This window comes from Streptomyces sp. 3N207, assembly GCF_052246355.1.
Taxonomy (GTDB): domain Bacteria; phylum Actinomycetota; class Actinomycetes; order Streptomycetales; family Streptomycetaceae; genus Streptomyces.
The window spans coordinates 88,391-108,253 of record NZ_JBQQBV010000019.1; the positions used below are offsets into that span (position 1 = coordinate 88,391).

Here is a 19,863-nt window from a genome sequence, read left to right on the forward strand (position 1 = left end):
CGCATTACGGGGTTACCCCGCCGCGGGGTGGCCCGGCCGAGGGCCGGCTCCCTTCCCTGATTCTGGGCAGGGGCTGCCCCTGTCCGGCGTACGCAGGCTGCGGGCGCGTTGTGGCTTGTCGCGCAGTTCCCCGCGCCCCTTGATGGCTTGCCCGCGAAGCTTGGGCAGTCTGCGCCAGGGGCGCAGGGTGGGCAAGCGCAGCCCCCGACGCCGGGCACGGGCAAACCGCGGGGCACGCCCTACCCCGTTGCCTCCAGGATTCGCGCTGCCTGTTGCTGCGGCATCGGTTCGTGCTGTGCGTACGTACGGGAGAAGCGGCCGGTGCCGTGGGACATCGAGCGGAGGTCGATCGCGTATCTGCTGATCTCGATCTCGGGTACCGAGGCGCGCACCGTCGTGCTGCCCGGTCCGGCCTGTTCGGTGCCGAGCACCCGGCCGCGCCGGGAGGACAGGTCGCTCATCACGGCGCCCACATAGTCGTCCGGGACCTCCACCTCCACCTCGGCGACCGGTTCCAGCAGGTGGATCTTCGCCTGGCCCGCGCACTCGCGCAGGGCGAGCGCGCCCGCGGTCTGGAAGGCCGCATCGGAGGAGTCGACGGAGTGCGCCTTGCCGTCGACGAGTGTGACCCGTACGTCCACCAGCGGGTAGCCCGCGGCAACGCCCTTGGCGGCCTGGGCGCGGATGCCTTTCTCCACCGAAGGAATGAACTGGCGGGGTACCGCGCCGCCCACCACCTTGTCGACGAACTCGATGCCCGAACCACCCGGCAGGGGCTCGACGGTGATGTCGCAGATGGCGTACTGCCCATGTCCGCCGGACTGTTTGACATGCCGTCCGCGCCCGTCGGCCGGTGAGGCGAAGGTCTCGCGCAGCGACACCTTGTGCTCCACGGTGTCCACCTGCACCCCGTAGCGGGACCGCAACCGCTCCAGGGCGACGTCCCGGTGGGCTTCGCCCATGCACCACAGGACGAGCTGGTGGGTGGCGGGGTTCTGCTCCAGCCGCATGGTCGGGTCCTCGGCCACCAGCCGGGCGAGGCCCTGGGAGAGCTTGTCCTCGTCGGCCTTGCTGTGGGCCTGGATGGCGACGGGGAGCAGCGGGTCGGGCATCTCCCAGGGCGCCATCAGCAGCGGGTGGTCCTTGGCGGAGAGGGTGTCGCCGGTCTCGGCGCGGCTGAGCTTGGCCACGCACGCAAGATCGCCCGCGATGGCCGCGTCGAGGGAGCGCTGCTGTTTGCCGAACGGCGCGGACAGGGCGCCGATCCGCTCGTCGACGTCATGGTCCTCGTGGCCCCGGTCCGCCAGCCCGTGTCCGGAGACGTGCACGGTCTCGTCGGGGCGCAGGGTGCCGGAGAAGACACGTACGAGGGAGATCCGGCCGACGTACGGGTCGGAGGAGGTCTTGACGACCTCGGCGGCGAGCGGGCCCGCCGGGTCGCAGTCGAGCGTCGGCTGCGGTTTGCCGTCCGGCGTGGTGACGGCGGGGATTCCGTGTTCCTCGGGGGTCGGGAAGCCGCCGGTGATCAGCTCCAGCAGTTCGACGGTGCCCAGGCCCTGCTTGGCGCCGTCGGTGGCGGGCGCGGCAGCCAGCACGGGGTGGAAGGTGCCGCGGGCCACGGCCTTCTCCAGGTCCTCGATGAGCGTTTTGACGTCGCAGTCCTCGCCGCCGAGATAGCGGTCCATGAGCGACTCGTCCTCGCTCTGCGCGATGATGCCCTCGATCAGCCGGTTCCTGGCCTCCTCGACGAGGGGCAGCTGTCCCTCGTCCGGATCGCGTTCGGTGCGCTGTCCGTTTCCGTAGTCGAACAGCTTCTGGGTGAGCAGCCCGATCAGGCCGGTGACCGGGGCGGTGCCGTCGGAGCGGCGTTCGCCGAGCGCCGGCAGGTAGAGCGGGATGACGGCGTCGGGGTCGTCGCCGCCCAGCAGCTCCTGGCAGACGGCGGTCATCTCGTCGAAGTCGGCGCGGGCGGCGTCGAGATGGGTGACGACAATGGCGCGCGGCATACCGACGGCCGCGCACTCCTGCCACACCAGCCGGGTGGCTCCGTCCACACCGTCGGCGGCCGAGACGACGAAGAGGGCGGCGTCCGCGGCGCGCAGCCCGGCCCGCAGCTCGCCGACGAAGTCCGCGTAGCCGGGGGTGTCGAGCAGATTGATCCGGATGCCGTTCCAGGCGACAGGCACCAAGGAGAGCTGGACGGAGCGCTGCTGGCGGTGCTCGATCTCGTCGTAGTCGGAGAGCGAGGTGCCGTCCGCGACCCGTCCGGCCCGGTTGACCGCACCCGAGGCGAGTGCGAGGGATTCGACCAGAGTCGTCTTGCCGGCTCCGCTGTGGCCGACCAGCACCACGTTCCGTACCGCGGCGGGGTGGTCGGCCGCCGCTGCCCTGCCGGCGGCTCCGGGGTGTGCGTTCGCTTTGTCGGCCATGTGTCCCGCCTTCCGGTTGTCACCTGCTGGAGCACGCTGAAGGGGCCGAGCGGTCGCGAAGACCACGGTTCTTCCGAGCTTTACACCGCTGCCGACAGGCGTCCATACGTGAGACCGCGACCGACACCGCACTACCCGACCGTGTGCGCCGAGCGCTGCCGCCGCGTGACTACGATGGGCCACCCGGTGGCCACACCGTCATCCGGCTCGCCCTCGACGTACCAGGGACGGTCATGCTGAACAAGTACGCGCGTGCTTTCTTCACGCGTGTCCTCACCCCGTTCGCCGCGATGCTGCTGCGCCGGGGAGTGAGCCCCGATGCCGTCACCCTGGTCGGCACCGTCGGAGTGACGGCGGGAGCGTTGATCTTCTACCCCGTCGGGGAGTTCTTCTGGGGCACCGTCGTCATCACGCTGTTCGTCTTCTCGGACATGGTGGACGGCAACATGGCGCGGCAGCTGGGCCGCTCCAGCCGCTGGGGGGCTTTCCTGGACTCCACGCTCGACCGGGTGGCGGACGCGGCCGTCTTCGGCGGAATCGCGATGTGGTACGCGGGCCGGGGCGACGACCTGGTGCTGTGCGCGGTGACGCTGTTCTGCCTGTCGAGCGGACAGGTCGTCTCCTACACCAAGGCACGGGGCGAGAGCATCGGGCTGCCGGTGAATGTGAACGGGCTGGTGGAGCGGTCCGAGCGGTTGGTGATCACGCTGGTGCTGGCGGGCTTCTCAGGCTTCGAGGCCACGTTCGGCGTCCCGAACATCGGCGTGCTCCTCCCGATCGCCCTGTGGGTGGTCGCGGTCGGCAGCGCCGTCACCCTCGGTCAGCGAGTGGTCACGGTGCGCCGGGAGTCCGCGGAGCTGGCAGCGGCGGAGGAGTCGAAGTCCGTACCGGAGGAGCGGCAGACCCCTGCGGGGGACGAGGCGGAGGAGAAGGGGAGGACCGCTTGAGCGCGCTGCGCGACCGGCTCACCGACTCGCTTTACGGGATGGGCTGGGCAGGGGTCAAGAAGCTGCCCGAGCCCGCCGCCGCTGCGCTGGGCCGGCAGCTGGCAGACACGGTGTGGCGACGCCGCGGCAAGGGCGTCACGCGGCTGGAGGCCAACCTCGCCCGGGTGGTGCCGGACGCGTCGCCGGCCCGTCTGCGGCAGCTCTCCCGCGCCGGGATGCGCTCCTATCTGCGCTACTGGATGGAGTCCTTCCGGCTGCCTGCCTACAGCGAGCAGCACATTCTCGACAGCGTCGACGTGGAGAACGTGGACCGGCTCACCGACGCGCTCGCCTCCGGTCGCGGTGTCATACTCGCGCTGCCGCACATGGGCAACTGGGACCTGGCAGGCGCCTGGGCGGTGACCGCGACCCGTACGCCCTTCACCACGGTTGCCGAGCGCCTCAAGCCGGAGAGCCTCTACGACCGGTTCGTCGCCTACCGGGAGAGCCTGGGCATGGAGGTGCTGCCGCACGGTGGCTCCTCCGCGTTCGGCACGCTGGCGCGCAGGCTGCGGGCGGGCGGCTTCGTCTGCCTGGTCGCCGACCGCGATCTGTCCGCCAGCGGGATCGAGGTCAAGTTCTTCGGTGAGGCCACCCGGATGCCCGCCGGCCCGGCACTGCTGGCCCAGCAGACCGGGGCGCTGCTGATGCCGGTGACGCTCTGGTACGAGGCGCCGCCGCGGATGAAGGCCAGAGTCCACGAGCCGGTTCCGGTGCCGGAGCTCGAGGGGCGCAGGGAGCGGGTCGCGGCCATGACGCAGACCCTCGCCGACACCTTCGCAGCGGGCATCGCCGAGCATCCGCAGGACTGGCACATGCTCCAGCGCTTCTGGCTCGCCGACCTGGAGCCGGCCCCGGGCAGGGGCCCGGCGTCCGGCGAGGCGACGGACGCGGGCGAGCGGGGGCCCGGATGAGGATCGGCGTCGTCTGCCCCTACTCGTGGGACGTCCCCGGCGGCGTCCAGTTCCACGTCCGCGATCTGGCCGAGCATCTGATCCGGCTGGGGCACCAGGTGTCCGTACTGGCGCCCTCGGACGACGAGACCCCGCTGCCCTCCTACGTCGTCTCGGCGGGGCGCGCCGTGCCCGTGCCGTACAACGGCTCGGTGGCGCGGCTGAACTTCGGCTTCCTCTCGGCGGCCCGGGTCCGCCGCTGGGTGCATGACGGCGACTTCGACGTACTGCACATCCATGAGCCGGCCACTCCCTCGCTGGCGCTGCTGGCCTGCTGGGCGGCGCAGGGCCCCATCGTCGCCACCTTCCACACCTCCAACCCGCGCTCCAGGGCGATGATCGCGGCGTATCCGATCCTCCAGCCCGCGCTGGAGAAGATCAGCGCCCGGATCGCGGTGAGCGAGTACGCGCGCCGCACCCTTGTCGAACACCTGGGCGGGGACGCGGTCACCATCCCCAACGGGGTCGACGTCGGGTTCTTCGCCGACGCCGAGCCCAAACAGGAGTGGCAGGGCGGCCCCGAAGGTCACACGATCGGGTTCATCGGCCGGATCGACGAGCCCCGTAAGGGCCTGCCGGTGCTGATGAAGGCGCTGCCCGCCATCCTGAAGGCGGCCCCGGGCACCCGACTGCTGGTCGCGGGGCGGGGCGACGAGCAGGAGGCGGTCGCCCAGCTGCCGCCCGCCATGCGGGAGAGCGTGGAGTTCCTCGGCATGGTCAGTGACGAGGACAAGGCCCGGCTGCTGCGCAGTGTCGACCTCTACGTCGCGCCCAACACGGGTGGCGAGTCCTTCGGGATCATCCTGGTGGAGGCGATGTCGGCCGGTGCTCCGGTGCTGGCCAGCGATCTGGACGCCTTCGAGCAGGTGCTGGACGGGGGAGCGTCCGGCGAGCTGTTCCCGGTGGAGCAGGCGGACGCACTGGCCGGCGCCGCCGTACGCCTGCTCGCCGACCCTGGACGCCGCGCCGACCTGTGCAAGCGCGGCACCCGGCATGTGCGCCGGTTCGACTGGTCCACCGTGGGCGCCGACATCCTCGCCGTGTACGAGACGGTCACGGACGGTGCCGCTTCCGTCGCACCCGACGAGCGCACCGGGCTGTGGGCCCGGTTCGGCCTCGCCCGGGACTGAACCTAGGACCCGATACCTACGATGCCGACCCTCACCACCGTCATCTGGATCGTCGTAGCGCTGCTGCTCGTCGGCGTCTATCTGAGCTGGACAGCCGGCCGCCTGGACCGGCTGCACGCGCGGATCGACGCGGCCAAGGCCGCGCTGGACGCCACCTTGCTGCGCCGCGCCTCCATCGCCCAGGAGCTCGCCACGGCGGGCGTCCTGGACCCCGCGGCCTCGATGGTGCTCTACCAGGCCGCACACGACGCCCGGCAGGCCGAGGAGGAGCAGCGCGAGGTCGCCGAGAGCGAACTGAGTCAGGCACTGCGGGCCGTCTTCGCCGAGAGCGCCCAACTGGAGGCCGTACGGGAGGCGCCCGGCGGCCATGAGACGGCCGGCGAGCTGAGCGCGGCGGTACGCAGGGTGCCCATGGCGAGACGCTTCCACAACGACGCCGTACGGGCTGCGCGGGCGCTGCGGAGCCACCGCACCGTGCGCTGGTTCCGGCTGGCCGGGCACGCCCCGTCGCCGCTGGCGTTCGAGATGGACGACGAGCCGCCACCGGTGCTGGCCGACCGGGGGCACCCTTCCGAAGACTGACGGCACTGGTGGGCGGGGGTTTGCAGGCCACAGCCCGGCGATTGGCCCTTTTCGCAGGCGGCCCAGTTCGAGCAGGCTTACCAAGGACCTGAGCGGTCCCGTCGAACACCACCCCTTCAGCGAGGTCGAACGTGTCAACTCCGTCCACCGCCACAGCATCCTCGGCGTCGGCTGCGGCGCAGCGCCCCGAGACCGGTACCGCCCGCGTCAAGCGGGGCATGGCCGAGCAGCTCAAGGGCGGCGTGATCATGGATGTCGTCACCCCCGAGCAGGCGAAGATCGCCGAGGACTCGGGTGCCGTCGCCGTGATGGCGCTGGAGCGTGTGCCCGCCGACATCCGTAAGGACGGCGGTGTGGCCCGGATGTCCGACCCGGACATGATCGAGGGCATCATCGAAGCCGTCTCGATCCCGGTGATGGCCAAGTCCCGCATCGGTCACCTCGTCGAGGCCCAGGTGCTCCAGGCGCTCGGTGTCGACTACATCGATGAGTCCGAGGTCCTCACCCCGGCCGACGAGGCCAACCACAGCGACAAGTTCGCCCACCACGCCCTTCGTCTGCGGCGCCACCAACCTGGGCGAGGCCCTGCGCCGGATCGCCGAGGGCGCGGCCATGATCCGCTCCAAGGGCGAGGCCGGCACCGGCAACGTCGTCGAGGCCGTCCGGCACATGCGCCAGATCAAGAACGAGATCGGCAAGCTGACCGTCCTGGACGACAACGAGCTCTACGCGGCGGCCAAGGAACTGCGCGCGCCGTACGAGCTGGTCAAGGAGGTCTCGGTGGCGGGCAAGCTGCCGGTCGTCCTCTTCTCCGCGGGCGGCGTGGCCACCCCGGCGGACGCCGCGCTGATGCGCCAGCTCGGCGCGGAGGGCGTCTTCGTCGGCTCCGGCATCTTCAAGTCCGGCGACCCGGCCAAGCGCGCCGCGGCCATCGTGAAGGCCACCACCTTCTACGACGACCCCAAGATCATCGCCGATGCCTCCCGCGGCCTGGGCGAAGCCATGGTCGGCATCAACTGCGACACCCTCCCGGAAACGGAGCGCTACGCCAGCCGCGGCTGGTGACAGCGGCAGCGGAGCACGCGCCCTCTGTCGGCACCCGGACCGTCCCGTAAGGCGGTACGGGTGCCAACAGGGGGCGGCGCCCGTCCACCCACCGCAACGCCCACCCCGCGTAGGCATCCCGCAACGAAGAAGGACCCGCACCGTGTCTGTGCCAACGATCGGCGTACTCGCCCTCCAGGGCGACGTCCGCGAACACCTCGCAGCCCTGAAGGCATCGGGGGCGAACCCCGTACAGGTCAGGCGCCCCGAAGAGCTCGACGCAGTCGACGGCCTCGTCATCCCGGGCGGCGAGTCGACCACCATCAGCAAGCTCGCCGTCACGTTCGGCCTCATGGACCGACTCCGCGAGCGGGTGTCCCAGGGGATGCCCGCGTACGGCTCCTGCGCCGGCATGATCATGCTCGCCGACAAGATCCTCGACCCCCGCTCCGGGCAGGAGACCATCGGCGGTATCGACATGATCGTCCGCCGCAACGCGTTCGGACGGCAGAACGAGTCGTTCGAGGCGGCCCTCGATATGCCGACGGTTCCCGGCGGTCCGGTGGAGGGCGTCTTCATCCGCGCCCCCTGGGTCGAATCGACCGGTGCGGCAGCCGAGACACTGGCCTCCTACGACGGTCACCCGGTGGCCGTCCGGCAGCAGCATCTGCTCGCCACCGCCTTCCATCCGGAGCTGACCGGCGACCAGCGGGTGCACGCCCTGTTCACGGAGATGGTGCGGTCAGCACACTGAGTTGCTGACGGTAGGATCTCCGCGTCGGGAAGAAGTTGGGACTGTGAAGGAGCGAGGCTGTGTCCGGCCACTCTAAGTGGGCAACCACCAAGCACAAGAAGGCCGTGATCGATGCCAAGCGCGGCAAGCTCTTCGCGAAACTGATCAAGAACATCGAGGTCGCGGCCCGCATGGGCGGCGCCGACCCGGAGGGCAACCCGACCCTCTACGACGCCATTCAGAAGGCGAAGAAGCAGTCGGTTCCCAACAAGAACATCGACAGCGCGGTCAAGCGGGGCGCGGGACTTGAGGCCGGCGGTGCCGACTACGAGACGATCATGTACGAGGGCTACGGCCCCAACGGCGTTGCCGTGCTGATCGAGTGCCTCACCGACAACCGCAACCGCGCGGCCTCCGACGTGCGGGTCGCCATGACCCGCAACGGCGGCTCCATGGCCGACCCGGGCTCGGTCTCCTACCTGTTCAACCGCAAGGGCGTCGTCATCGTCCCGAAGAACGGCCGGACCGAGGACGACATCCTCGGTGCCGTGCTGGAGGCGGGCGTCGAGGAGGTCAACGACCTCGGCGAAAACTTCGAGGTGATCAGCGAGGCCACCGATCTGGTCGCGGTGCGCACTGCTCTGGTCGATGCGGGCATCGACTACGACTCGGCCGAGGCCAGCTTCGTCCCCAGCATGCAGGTCGAGCTGGACGAGGACGGCGCCCGCAAGATCTTCAAGCTGATCGACGCGCTGGACGACAGCGACGACGTGCAGAACGTTTTCGCGAACTTCGATGTGTCCGACGATGTGATGGCGAAGGTCGACGCGTAGCGCCGTCGCTCCCTCTGTTCTGGTGAGGGGGTGCCCCTGCCTGTGGTGCGCGGGCTTGCGGCTGGGTTGTGGTTCTCGCGCAATTCCCCGCGCCCCTTACGGGGCGCGCCCCGCTTCTGTCAGAGGTTCCCGATAACCTGCGGGAACACAGGCACGGTTGCACAGGGCACACCGGGAGACACCTGGAGAGGGGGACGGCATTGCGCGTGCTGGGGGTCGATCCCGGGCTGACCCGCTGCGGCATCGGCGTGGTCGACGGTGTCGCAGGGCGGCGGCTGACCATGGCGGGCGTCGGTGTGATCCGTACGTCTGCCGAGGCGGAGATCCCCGAGCGGCTGGTGCTGATCGAGCGCGGGCTGGAGGAGTGGCTGGACGAACACCGCCCCGAAGCGGTCGCGGTGGAGCGGGTGTTCAGCCAGCACAACGTCCGCACCGTCATGGGCACAGCGCAGGCAAGTGCCGTGGCCATGCTGTGCGCGGCCCGGCGCGGACTGCCGGTGGCGCTGCACACCCCCAGCGAGGTCAAGGCCGCCGTCACCGGTTCGGGCCGGGCCGAGAAGGCGCAGGTCGGTGCCATGGTGACGCGCCTGCTGGGGCTCTCGGCGGCGCCGAAGCCCGCCGACGCTGCGGATGCCCTGGCCCTCGCCGTCTGCCACATCTGGCGCGGCCCGGCGCAGAACCGGCTCCAACAGGCCGTCGCAGCCCGGCAAGCCGACCCCGCCTCGCGTACGCAGCACCCCAGGAAGGGCACCGTTCGATGATCGCCTCCGTCTCGGGACCCGTCGCCGCGCTCGGCCCCGGCTCCGCCGTGATCGAGGTCGGCGGGGTCGGCATGGCGGTCCAGTGCACGCCCGGCACGCTCGCCGGGCTGCGCATGGGCGAGCCGGCCAAGCTGGCCACCTCGCTGGTCGTACGGGAGGACTCGCTGACCCTCTACGGCTTCGCCGACGACGACGAGCGGCAGATCTTCGAACTGCTCCAGACCGCGAGCGGGGTGGGCCCCCGGCTTGCCCAGGCGATGCTCGCGGTGCACAGCCCCGACGCGCTGCGGCTCGCCGTCGCCGGCGGGGACGAGAAGGCGCTGACCGCCGTGCCCGGCATCGGCAAGAAGGGCGCACAGAAGTTGCTGCTGGAGCTGAAGGACCGGCTCGGACAGCCGCTGGGCACGGTTCCCGCTTCGCGCGGGGCCGCGGCACCCGCAGCGCCGGGATGGCAGGAGCAACTCCACGCAGCTCTGGTCGGATTGGGGTACGCCACCAAGGAGGCGGACGACGCGGTCGCGGCCGTGGCCCCGCAGGCGGAGGCCGTTGTCGCGGACGGTGGCGAGCCCCAGGTCGGTGCGCTGTTGAAGGCCGCCCTCCAGTCGCTGAACCGGGCACGGTGACGCCATGAGCTCCGAGGAACGGCTCGTCGACGCCGAGGTCGACGGTGATGAGCAGGCCGTCGAAGCCGCGCTGCGCCCCAAGCAGTTGGGGGAGTTCATCGGGCAGCCCAAGGTGCGGGAGCAGCTCGATCTGGTGCTGCGCGCGGCCCGGGCCCGCGGCGGTACCGCCGACCATGTGCTGCTTTCCGGCGCGCCCGGACTCGGCAAGACGACACTGTCCATGATCATCGCGGCGGAGATGGGCGCTCCCATCCGCATCACCTCCGGGCCCGCCATCCAGCACGCGGGCGACCTCGCGGCGATCCTCTCCTCCCTCCAGGAAGGGGAGGTGCTCTTTCTGGACGAGATCCACCGCATGTCCCGCCCGGCCGAGGAGATGCTCTACATGGCCATGGAGGACTTCCGCGTCGACGTGATCGTCGGCAAGGGGCCAGGCGCCACGGCCATCCCGCTGGAGCTGCCGCCGTTCACGCTGGTCGGCGCCACCACCCGGGCCGGGCTGCTGCCACCGCCGCTGCGCGACCGTTTCGGGTTCACGGCGCACATGGAGTTCTACGAGCCGGCGGAGCTGGAGCAGGTCGTACGCCGGTCCGCGGAGTTGCTCGAAGTGCGTACGGATCCGGAGGGCGCCGTGGAGATCGCCGGGCGCTCCCGGGGGACGCCACGTATCGCCAACCGGCTGTTGCGGAGAGTGAGGGACTACGCGCAGGTCAAGGCGGACGGCGTCATCACCCGTGAAGTGGCTGCCGCGGCGCTGGAGGTCTACGAGGTGGACGGGCGCGGTCTCGACCGGCTCGACCGTGCGGTGCTCGGCTCGCTGCTGAAGCTGTTCGGCGGCGGTCCCGTGGGGCTTTCCACGCTTGCCGTCGCGGTTGGCGAGGAGCGTGAGACAGTGGAAGAGGTGGCCGAGCCGTTCCTCGTGCGCGAGGGACTGCTGGCCCGTACTCCTCGTGGTCGCGTGGCCACACCAGCCGCATGGGCTCACCTGGGACTTACCCCGCCCCAGCAGTCCTCGCGGTCGGCTTCCGGAGGGCCGGGGCAACAGGGCCTGTTCGGAGCGTGACGGCGCGGAGACTCGGCGGGCCGGGAACCTCGGTGCCATGCTTGACGTTGTTCCATCGGCGAAGGCTCCCTTAGACTCCGCCGACGCCCTCCCTTTGCGGAGGCTTGCCCACCCCGAATACCCAGGCCGCTGAGACGCGGCCATGCGAAGGAATATCTTCCGCCGTGGATCCTATTGCTCTGCTCCCGTTCATTGTGATCATCGGGGCCATGTTCCTGATGACTCGCTCCGCCAAGAAGAAGCAGCGTCAGGCCGCGCAGATGCGTGACCAGATGCAGCCTGGCACGGGCATCCGCACCATCGGGGGCATGTACGCCGTCGTCAAGGAGATCCGCGAGGACAGCGTCCTTGTGGAGATCGAGCCCGGCACGCACGCGCTCTTCGCGAAGAACGCCATCGGTGCCGTCCTCTCCGATGAGGAGTTCGACCGCATCACGAACGGCCCGGAGGGCGAAGAGTTCGAGGTCGACACGGTGGTCCCCGACGACGCCTCCTCGCTGACCAGGGACGAGGACGCTCCCGCCGACGCGAAGCTCGACCTTGAGAAGAAGGACGCCGACGACGGCCCCGACGCCGTCGCGGAGAAGGACGACGAGGAGCCCGCCGAGGCGTCCGACGAGCCGAAGGCGGACTCGGCCAAGGCCGACGACACCGCCAAGGACGGCAAGCGGGACGAGGACGCCGACTCCAAGTAAGGTCAGCGCCGCCGGACTGGGGGAGCAGGACCGGGTCCGGCGGCGTAGCACGTCCACAGACCACTTCGCGCGCCGCTGTGCCGCGCCCGGCCGAACTCGCGGGGCGGCACGGGCGGTTGGACAGGGAGAGACGAGAAGGTGGCAGCACCGAAGAGGGGTCGCAGGGCCTCCGGCGCCAAGGGGAGGCCGTGGCGTTCCCTAGGGCTGATTCTGGTGATCACGGCCGGGCTGATCGTGGGGATGTTCGCCTCGGGCCACAAGACGCCCAGGCTGGGCATCGACCTGGCCGGCGGCACCAGCATCACGCTTGAGGCGAAGAACCAGCCCGGCAAGCCCAACGCGATCAACAAGACCAACATGGCCACCGCCGTCGGCATCATCGAGCGGCGCGTCAACGGTCTTGGTGTGACCGAGGCCGAGGTCCAGACCCAGGGCGACCGGCACATCATCGTCAACATCCCCAAGGGCACCAACTCCAAGCAGGCGCGCGAACAGGTGGGCACCACGGCGCAGCTCGCTTTCCGCCCGGTGCTGACGTTGACGCAGGCCCAGAAGCCGAAGCAGCCGCAGCCCACGCCCTCCAAGCCCGGCAGCTCCGACAAGCAGGGCAGCCAGGACGGCAAGGGCAAGCAGGACGAGAAGGCGAAGCCGTCCTCCTCGCCCTCAGCCTCACCGTCGCCCAGCGGCCAGGGCCGCGCCGTCACCGAGGGACTGACGGCCAAGGGCGCCGCCAAGACGGACAAGAGCCCCAGCCCCCAGCCCAGTGACTCCGGCGGCAAGAAGAAGTCCCCGCAGCCGACGGTGCCGCCGCAGCAGCCCCAGGCCCCCGGAGTCCCGGCCGGGCTCGCCAAGAAGCTCGACGCGCTCGACTGCAGCACCAAGGAAGCCCGGGCCAAGGCCAGCGAGAAGGCCGCGAACACCGAGGGCTCCGAGCCGATCGTCGCCTGTGACGCGAAGGACCCGATCAAGTACGCGCTGGGCCCGGTCGCCGTACAGGGCAAGAACGTCAGCAAGGCCAAGGCGGTTTTCGCCCAGGACCGCGGTCAGTGGATCGTCCAGATGTCGTTCAACGACAAGGGCTCCGACCAGTTCGGTGACATCACCGGCCAGCTGATGAAGAAGCAGCAGCCGCAGAACCAGTTCGCCATCGCGATGGACGGCGAGGTCCAGTCGGCGCCGACGGTCAACCAGCGGCTGACCAACAACGCGGAGATCTCCGGAAGCTTCACCCAGGAGTCCGCCGAGGAACTGGGCAACATCCTCTCCTACGGTGCGCTGCCGCTCTCCTTCGAGGAGTCGGACGTCACCACCGTCACCGCCGCGCTCGGCAGCGACCAGCTGAAGGCGGGTCTCATCGCGGGCGCCATCGGCCTCGCCCTGGTGGTCGTCTACCTGGTCGCCTACTACCGCGGCCTCTCGCTGATCGCCATCCTCAGCCTGCTCGTCTCCGCGGCCCTGACGTACACGATCATGACGCTGCTGGGCCCGGCGATGAGCTTTGCGCTCAACCTGCCGGCCGTCTGCGGCGCCATCGTCGCCATCGGCATCACGGCCGACTCGTTCATCGTCTACTTCGAACGTATAAGGGACGAAGTGCGCGAGGGCCGCACGCTGCGGCCCGCGGTCGAGCGCGCCTGGCCGCGCGCCCGGCGCACCATCCTCGTCTCCGACTTCGTCTCCTTCCTCGCCGCCGCGGTGCTGTTCATCGTCTCGGTCGGCAAGGTGCAGGGCTTCGCGTTCACGCTGGGCCTGACCACCGCGCTCGACGTCGTCGTGGTCTTCTTCTTCACCAAGCCGGTCATGACGCTGCTCGCCCGCAGGAAGTTCTTCTCCGACGGGCACCCCTGGTCGGGCCTCGACCCCAAGCGGCTCGGCGCCAGGCCACCTCTGCGGCGCGGCCGCCGTACCGTCAGCACCGACCCGAAGGAGGTCTGAGGTGTCCCGTCTCGGCAGTCTCGGCGCCCGGCTGTACCGCGGTGAGGTCGGCTACGACTTCGTCGGGCACCGCAAGTTCTGGTACGGCCTCTCGATCCTGATCACCATCACGGCCATCGTCGGAGTGGTGGTCCGCGGCCTGAACATGGGCATCGAGTTCGAGGGCGGTGCAGTCTTCACCACGCCCAAGACCTCCGCCTCCGTGGAGCAGACCACGCACGCGGCGGAGAAGGTCTCCGGGCACACGGCCATCGTCCAGGAGCTGGGCGGCGGCGGTAAGCGTGTGCAGATCGCCAGCGTCGACACCGACACCTCCACCAAGGTCAAGGAGGAGCTGGCGGGCGAGCTGAAGGTGAACCCGGAGAAGATCGACGCCCAGCTGGTCGGTCCCAGCTGGGGCGAGCAGATCGCCAACAAGGCGTGGCAGGGGCTCGGGATCTTCATGATCCTGGTGGTGATCTATCTCGCCATCGCCTTCGAGTGGCGGATGGCGCTCGCCGCGCTCATCGCGCTCATCCACGACATCACCATCACCGTCGGCGTCTACTCACTCGTCGGCTTCGAGGTCACACCAGGCACCGTGATCGGTCTGCTGACGATTCTCGGTTACTCGCTCTACGACACGGTCGTCGTCTTCGACGGCCTGAGAGAGGGCAGCAAGAACGTCACCAAGCAGACCAAGTACACCTTCAGCGAGATCGCCAACCGCAGCATCAACGGCACGCTGGTGCGCTCCATCAACACCACCGTTGTCGCGCTGCTGCCGGTCGCGGGTCTGCTGTTCATCGGTGGCGGGATGCTCGGCGGCGGCATGCTCAACGACATCGCGCTCTCCCTGTTCGTCGGTCTCGCCGCCGGCGCGTACTCCTCGATCTTCATCGCCACCCCGCTGGTCGCCGACTTCAAGGAGCGCCAGCCCGAGATGAAGGCCCTCGCCAGGCGGGTGCGCGCCAAGCGCCTGAAGGCAGCCGAGCATGAGGCGCACGAGCCGGACGACGAGCACGGGGACGAGCCACCGGGCGATGGAGGCGGCGGTGTCCGTCCCTCCGTCACCGTGGACAACGGCCGCGGCGGAGGTCCCGCGGCGGCGGGCGCCGGGGTCGGGGGACAGCGGCGCCAGTCGCCCTCCCGCGGCCGGGGCCGTGGCAAGCCGTCCGGGAAGCGCAGGTGAGCCGGTGAGCGCGATGGAGTCCTCGGCGGCCCCGCTGGTCCCCGCCGAGGTGCGGGATCTGCTGACCAGCCGGATCCATGACGTACCCGACTATCCCAAGCCCGGAGTGCTGTTCAAGGACATCACTCCGCTGCTCGCCGACGCCAAGGCGTTCTCCGTCCTCACGGACGTGCTGGCGGGCCTGGCCGAGCGGCGCGGGGCCACCAAGGTCGTCGGCCTGGAGGCGCGCGGCTTCATCCTCGGCGCCCCCGTCGCCGTGCGCGCGGGCATCGGCTTCGTGCCCGTACGCAAGTCCGGCAAGCTCCCCGGCGCAACGCTCTCCCAGGCGTACGACCTCGAGTACGGCAGCGCCCAGATCGAGGTGCATGCCGCGGGGCTCGCGGAGGGCGACCGGGTGCTGGTGATCGACGACGTACTGGCCACCGGCGGCACCGCCGAGGCATCCGTGCAGCTCATCCGGCGCACCGGTGCCGAGGTTGCCGGTGCGGCCATACTGCTGGAGCTCGGCTTTCTGGCCGGACGGGAGCGGGTGGAGCGCGCCCTGGCCGGTGCGCCGCTCGACACCCTCGTCACCGTCTGAGACCGCCGGCCGCCCTGCGCGGCCGGCGGCACGAATTGCACAGGCCGACGGCATGAGCGGCATAAGGCGGCCACCCGATACGTTCACCTGGGAGTAGCTCCCGGCCGATGGCCGGGAGAGCCAGGAGAGGGGTGGCCGCCTTCGCCGTCCGTCCGGGAGGGCCGGGCGTGGCCGGGGTGGCTACCATGGCAGTCCGACCGGGGTCCACCGAGGAGTGCTCTTGCCAGACGAGGCCCAGCAGCTCACCGCCGCTCAGCGCCGGCAAGCGGAGGCCGCAGGCCAGGCGGCCCAGCGCCGGTCCGGCGCCGCGGCCAACGGCGGGCTGCCCTCGAAGAGCGAGGGCACCGGCCGCTCGCGTGCCGCCGACAGCTCCGCGAACGCCAACGCCGGCGCCAACGGGAAGCAGCCCGGCACCGCGCACGGCGCCCCGAGCCGCAGCAAGGGCTCCGACCGGGGTGGAAAGGGCGCAGAGAACGGCGCACGCGACCGTGTGGCGCCCGCCCGGGCCGTCTCCGGGGTCTCGGGCCGCTCCGGCTCCTCCAACCGCGTACGCGCCCGCCTGGCGCGCCTGGGGGTACAGCGGTCCAGCCCGTTCAACCCGGTCCTGGAACCGCTGCTGCGGATAGTGCGCAGCAACGACCCCAAGATCGAATCCTCCACGCTCCGCCAGATCGAGCGCGCCTACCAGGTCGCCGAGCGCTGGCACCGCGGTCAGAAGCGCAAGAGCGGCGACCCGTACATCACTCATCCCCTCGCCGTCACCACGATCCTCGCCGAGCTGGGCATGGACCCGGCGACGCTGATGGCCGGCCTGCTGCACGACACGGTCGAGGACACCGAGTACGGGCTCGACACCCTGCGCCGCGACTTCGGTGACCAGGTGGCCCTCCTGGTCGACGGCGTCACCAAGCTGGACAAGGTCAAGTTCGGCGAGGCCGCGCAGGCCGAGACGGTGCGCAAGATGGTCGTCGCCATGGCCAAGGACCCCCGCGTCCTGGTCATCAAGCTCGCCGACCGGCTGCACAACATGCGCACCATGCGCTATCTCAAGCGGTCCAAGCAGGAGCAGAAGGCCCGCGAGACGCTGGAGATCTTCGCGCCCCTCGCCCACCGGCTGGGCATGAACACCATCAAGTGGGAGCTGGAGGACCTCGCGTTCGCGATCCTCTACCCCAAGATGTACGACGAGATCGTCCGGCTGGTCGCCGAGCGGGCGCCCAAGCGAGACGAGTACCTGGCCGTCGTCACCGACGAGGTCCAGGCCGATCTGCGCGCGGCACGCATCAAGGCCACCGTCACCGGACGGCCCAAGCACTACTACAGCGTCTACCAGAAGATGATCGTCCGCGGCCGGGACTTCGCGGAGATCTACGACCTGGTGGGCATCCGCGTCCTGGTGGACACCGTCCGCGACTGCTACGCGGCGCTGGGCACCGTGCACGCCCGCTGGAACCCGGTTCCGGGGCGGTTCAAGGACTACATCGCGATGCCCAAGTTCAACATGTACCAGTCGCTGCACACGACAGTCATCGGGCCCGGCGGCAAGCCCGTCGAACTGCAGATCCGCACCTTCGACATGCACCGCCGCGCCGAGTACGGGATCGCGGCCCACTGGAAGTACAAGCAGCAGGCCGTCGCCGGCGCCTCCAAGGTGCGCACGGATGTGCCCAAGAGCGCGGGCAAGGGCGACGACCACTTCAACGACATGTCGTGGCTGCGGCAGCTGCTGGACTGGCAGAAGGAGACCGAGGACCCCGGCGAGTTCCTGGAGTCCCTGCGCTTCGACCTCTCCCGTAACGAGGTCTTCGTCTTCACCCCCAAGGGCGACGTCATAGCGCTCCCGGCGGGCGCCACCCCCGTCGACTTCGCCTACGCCGTCCACACCGAGGTCGGCCACCGCACCATCGGCGCCCGCGTCAACGGCCGCCTGGTGCCGCTGGAGTCGACGCTGGACAACGGCGACACCGTCGAAGTCTTCACCTCCAAGGCGTCCGGCGCCGGGCCCTCCCGGGACTGGCTCGGCTTCGTCAAGTCACCGCGCGCCCGCAACAAGATCCGCGCCTGGTTCACCCGTGAGCGGCGTGACGAGGCCATCGAGCAGGGCAAGGACGCCATAGCGCGGGCCATGCGCAAGCAGAACCTGCCCATCCAGCGCATCCTCACCGGCGACTCGCTGGTCACCCTCGCGCACGAGATGCGCTACCCGGACATCTCCGCGCTCTACGCCGCGATCGGTGAGGGCCACGTCTCGGCGCAGCACGTCTGTCACAAGCTGGTGCAGGCGCTGGGCGGCGAGGACGAGGCCAAGGAGGACATCGCCGAGACCGCGCCGCCGATGCCGGCGCGCAGCACGCGGCGGCGCTCCACCACCGACCCCGGCGTCGTCGTCAAGGGCGCGGGCTCCGACGTGTGGGTCAAGCTGGCCCGCTGCTGTACGCCCGTGCCGGGCGACCCCATCATGGGGTTCGTCACCCGCGGCAACGGGGTGTCGGTGCACCGTACCGACTGCGTCAACGTCGACTCCCTCACCCAGGAGCCGGAGCGGATCCTGGACGTCGAATGGGCGCCCACCCAGTCGTCCGTCTTCCTGGTCGCCATCCAGGTCGAGGCCCTGGACCGCTCCCGTCTCCTGTCGGACGTCACCCGCGTGCTGTCCGACCAGCACGTCAACATTCTCTCGGCCGCCGTCCAGACCTCCCGCGACCGCGTCGCCATCTCCCGCTTCACCTTCGAGATGGGCGACCCCAAACACCTCGGCCACGTACTGAAAGCCGTCCGCGGTGTCGAGGGCGTCTACGACGTCTACCGGGTCACCTCCGCGCGCAGGCCGCAATAGCCGAACGTTGGGGCGGGGCCCGTCGTTGATGCCTCCCCCAGCCTCCGGCCGGGAGGTACCCCCAGACCCTCGCCGCTGTGGTTGCGCTCCCCGGGTGGGGGTGTGGGGGCGGAGCCCTCACACCCTTGTCCGCCGCGATGGCGAGTAACCACAGAGGCGAGGGTCGGGCGGAAAATGAGGCGGCCTCAGCCGAAGCGTTCGGGGCCTCGCGAAGCGGTCAGCCGCCGAATTCCTGGAGGCCCTTCAGGGCTTGGTCCAACAGGGCCTGGCGGCCTTCCAGTTCGCGCTCCAGCTTGGCGACCTTGGCGGTGTTCCCCGCGGAGCGGGCCTGGTCGATCTGGGCGTGGAGCTTGTCCACCGCGTCCTGGAGCTGGCCCGCGAGCCCGGTGGCGCGGGCTCGCGCCTCCGGGTTGGTGCGCCGCCATTCGGCTTCCTCGGCTTCCTGGATGGCCCGCTCCACCGCGTGCATCCGGCCCTCGATCTTCGGCCGTGCGTCGCGCGGCACATGACCGATGGCGTCCCAGCGCTCGTTGATGGCGCGGAAGGCACTCCGCGCGGCTTTCAGGTCGCTGATCGGCAGCAGCTTCTCCGCCTCGGCCGCCAGCTCCTCCTTGCGGGCGAGGTTCTCCCGCTGTTCGCTGTCGCGCTCGGCGAAGACCTCGCTGCGGGCCTGGAAGAAGACGTCCTGGGCACCGCGGAACCGCGCCCACAGATCGTCCTCGTGCTCCCGCTGCGCCCGGCCGGCGGCCTTCCACTCCTGCATCAGTTCGCGGTACTTGGCGGCGGTGGGGCCCCAGTCCCGCGAGCCGGAGAGGGCTTCGGCCTCGGAGACGAGCTTCTCCTTCCGCTGCCGCGCCTCCTCGCGCTGTGCGTCCAGCTGCGCGAAGTGCGCCTTGCGGCGCTTGGAGAACGCCGAGCGGGCGTGCGAGAAGCGGTGCCACAGCTCGTCATCGCTCTTACGGTCGAGCCTGGGCAGGCCCTTCCAGGTGTCGACCAGGGCCCGCAGCCGCTCGCCGGCTGCCCGCCACTGCTCGCTCTGGGCCAGCTCCTCCGCCTCGGTGACCAGCTCCTCCTTGGCGCGGCGCGATTCTTCGGCCTGCTGTGCCTTGCGGGCCTTGCGCTCCTCGCGGCGCTGCTCGACGACCTCGGTGAGATGGTCGAGCCGGCCCCGCAGCGCGTCCAGATCGCCCACGGCGTTGTGCGCGTCGACCTGCTCGCGCAGGTGCTCGATCGCGGCGGTGGCGTCCTTGGCGGACAGGTCGGTGGTTTTCACCCGGCGCTCAAGCAGGTCGATCTCCACGACCAGACCGTCGTACTTGCGCTTGAAGTAGGCGAGGGCTTCGTCGGGCGAGCCCGCCTGCCACGACCCGGCGATCTTCTCGCCGTCCGTCGTACGCACGTACACAGTCCCCGCGTCATCGACGCGGCCCCACGGGTCGCTGCTCACAGCGCCTCCTCCACAAGATGCCTGGGAGGGCTGTGGCCCCCCGGCATCGTCCACGGTTCTCG

At 70.3% G+C, this 19,863-nt stretch carries 16 protein-coding genes and 1 pseudogene; 15 read left to right on the forward strand and 2 right to left on the reverse strand.

Annotation, left to right across the window (positions count from 1 at the left end):
• Positions 1 to 239 precede the first annotated feature (239 nt).
• Positions 240 to 2,429, reverse strand: a complete 2,190-nt coding sequence (locus ACTWP9_RS26530; RefSeq protein ID WP_443248790.1) for an elongation factor G-like protein EF-G2 — start codon at positions 2,427 to 2,429, stop codon at positions 240 to 242.
• A gap of 233 nt (positions 2,430 to 2,662) precedes the next feature.
• Here ACTWP9_RS26530 and pgsA point away from each other — a divergent pair, with 233 nt between their 5' ends.
• From pgsA to ACTWP9_RS26605, 15 genes and pseudogenes are all read left to right on the forward strand, one after another.
• Positions 2,663 to 3,376, forward strand: coding sequence for a phosphatidylinositol phosphate synthase (pgsA, locus tag ACTWP9_RS26535; RefSeq protein ID WP_443248791.1), 714 nt, complete (start codon positions 2,663 to 2,665; stop codon positions 3,374 to 3,376).
• The gene (locus ACTWP9_RS26540; RefSeq protein ID WP_443248792.1) at positions 3,373 to 4,329 is read left to right on the forward strand and encodes a phosphatidylinositol mannoside acyltransferase; all 957 of its coding nucleotides are present in this window, start codon (positions 3,373 to 3,375) and stop codon (positions 4,327 to 4,329) included. The genes pgsA and ACTWP9_RS26540 overlap by 4 nt, the downstream gene beginning before the upstream one ends.
• On the forward strand, positions 4,326 to 5,498 hold the full coding sequence (locus ACTWP9_RS26545; RefSeq protein ID WP_443248793.1) for a glycosyltransferase family 4 protein: 1,173 nt from the start codon (positions 4,326 to 4,328) through the stop codon (positions 5,496 to 5,498). The genes ACTWP9_RS26540 and ACTWP9_RS26545 overlap by 4 nt, the downstream gene beginning before the upstream one ends.
• A gap of 21 nt (positions 5,499 to 5,519) precedes the next feature.
• Complete coding sequence (locus tag ACTWP9_RS26550) at positions 5,520 to 6,080, forward strand: hypothetical protein (protein WP_443248794.1); 561 nt, start codon at positions 5,520 to 5,522, stop codon at positions 6,078 to 6,080.
• A gap of 218 nt (positions 6,081 to 6,298) precedes the next feature.
• A pseudogene (gene pdxS, locus ACTWP9_RS26555) lies at positions 6,299 to 7,145 on the forward strand (pyridoxal 5'-phosphate synthase lyase subunit PdxS).
• Between the two features lie 142 nt (positions 7,146 to 7,287).
• Entirely contained in the window at positions 7,288 to 7,878 is a 591-nt protein-coding gene (gene pdxT, locus ACTWP9_RS26560; protein WP_443248795.1) for a pyridoxal 5'-phosphate synthase glutaminase subunit PdxT, read from the forward strand.
• Between the two features lie 59 nt (positions 7,879 to 7,937).
• Positions 7,938 to 8,690, forward strand: a complete 753-nt coding sequence (locus ACTWP9_RS26565) for a YebC/PmpR family DNA-binding transcriptional regulator (protein ID WP_443248796.1) — start codon at positions 7,938 to 7,940, stop codon at positions 8,688 to 8,690.
• A 200-nt stretch (positions 8,691 to 8,890) separates the two neighbouring features.
• Complete coding sequence (gene ruvC, locus ACTWP9_RS26570) at positions 8,891 to 9,451, forward strand: crossover junction endodeoxyribonuclease RuvC (RefSeq protein ID WP_443248797.1); 561 nt, start codon at positions 8,891 to 8,893, stop codon at positions 9,449 to 9,451.
• Positions 9,448 to 10,074, forward strand: coding sequence for a Holliday junction branch migration protein RuvA (ruvA, locus tag ACTWP9_RS26575; RefSeq protein ID WP_443248798.1), 627 nt, complete (start codon positions 9,448 to 9,450; stop codon positions 10,072 to 10,074). The genes ruvC and ruvA overlap by 4 nt, the downstream gene beginning before the upstream one ends.
• Positions 10,075 to 10,078: 4 nt before the next feature.
• Complete coding sequence (ruvB, locus tag ACTWP9_RS26580) at positions 10,079 to 11,137, forward strand: Holliday junction branch migration DNA helicase RuvB (RefSeq protein WP_443248799.1); 1,059 nt, start codon at positions 10,079 to 10,081, stop codon at positions 11,135 to 11,137.
• A 164-nt stretch (positions 11,138 to 11,301) separates the two neighbouring features.
• Positions 11,302 to 11,832 (forward strand): preprotein translocase subunit YajC, encoded by a 531-nt coding sequence (gene yajC, locus ACTWP9_RS26585; protein ID WP_443248800.1) that lies wholly within the window; start codon positions 11,302 to 11,304, stop codon positions 11,830 to 11,832.
• Positions 11,833 to 11,970: 138 nt separating this feature from the next.
• Complete coding sequence (gene secD / locus ACTWP9_RS26590; protein WP_443248801.1) at positions 11,971 to 13,767, forward strand: protein translocase subunit SecD; 1,797 nt, start codon at positions 11,971 to 11,973, stop codon at positions 13,765 to 13,767.
• Position 13,768: 1 nt separating this feature from the next.
• On the forward strand, positions 13,769 to 14,938 hold the full coding sequence (gene secF, locus ACTWP9_RS26595) for a protein translocase subunit SecF (protein WP_443248802.1): 1,170 nt from the start codon (positions 13,769 to 13,771) through the stop codon (positions 14,936 to 14,938).
• 13 nt (positions 14,939 to 14,951) lie between these two features.
• Entirely contained in the window at positions 14,952 to 15,518 is a 567-nt protein-coding gene (locus tag ACTWP9_RS26600; RefSeq protein ID WP_443248856.1) for an adenine phosphoribosyltransferase, read from the forward strand.
• A gap of 220 nt (positions 15,519 to 15,738) precedes the next feature.
• Positions 15,739 to 18,354, forward strand: coding sequence for a RelA/SpoT family protein (locus tag ACTWP9_RS26605; protein ID WP_443248803.1), 2,616 nt, complete (start codon positions 15,739 to 15,741; stop codon positions 18,352 to 18,354).
• Between the two features lie 217 nt (positions 18,355 to 18,571).
• On the opposite strand, the gene ACTWP9_RS26610 is transcribed toward ACTWP9_RS26605, so the two are convergent.
• The gene (locus ACTWP9_RS26610; protein ID WP_443248804.1) at positions 18,572 to 19,801 is read right to left on the reverse strand and encodes a DUF349 domain-containing protein; all 1,230 of its coding nucleotides are present in this window, start codon (positions 19,799 to 19,801) and stop codon (positions 18,572 to 18,574) included.
• Positions 19,802 to 19,863 lie beyond the last annotated feature (62 nt).

Bases quoted from the DNA above. Each gene is read 5' to 3' on its own strand.
- ACTWP9_RS26545 (WP_443248793.1), top strand. From the start codon at position 4,326: ATGAGGATCGGCGTCGTCTGCCCCTACTCGTGGGACGTCCCCGGCGGC.
- ACTWP9_RS26600 (WP_443248856.1), top strand. From the start codon at position 14,952: ATGGAGTCCTCGGCGGCCCCGCTGGTCCCCGCCGAGGTGCGGGATCTG.
- ACTWP9_RS26550 (WP_443248794.1), top strand. From the start codon at position 5,520: ATGCCGACCCTCACCACCGTCATCTGGATCGTCGTAGCGCTGCTGCTC.
- ACTWP9_RS26530 (WP_443248790.1), bottom strand. From the start codon at position 2,429: ATGGCCGACAAAGCGAACGCACACCCCGGAGCCGCCGGCAGGGCAGCG.
- ruvA (WP_443248798.1), top strand. From the start codon at position 9,448: ATGATCGCCTCCGTCTCGGGACCCGTCGCCGCGCTCGGCCCCGGCTCC.
- ruvB (WP_443248799.1), top strand. From the start codon at position 10,079: ATGAGCTCCGAGGAACGGCTCGTCGACGCCGAGGTCGACGGTGATGAG.
- pgsA (WP_443248791.1), top strand. From the start codon at position 2,663: ATGCTGAACAAGTACGCGCGTGCTTTCTTCACGCGTGTCCTCACCCCG.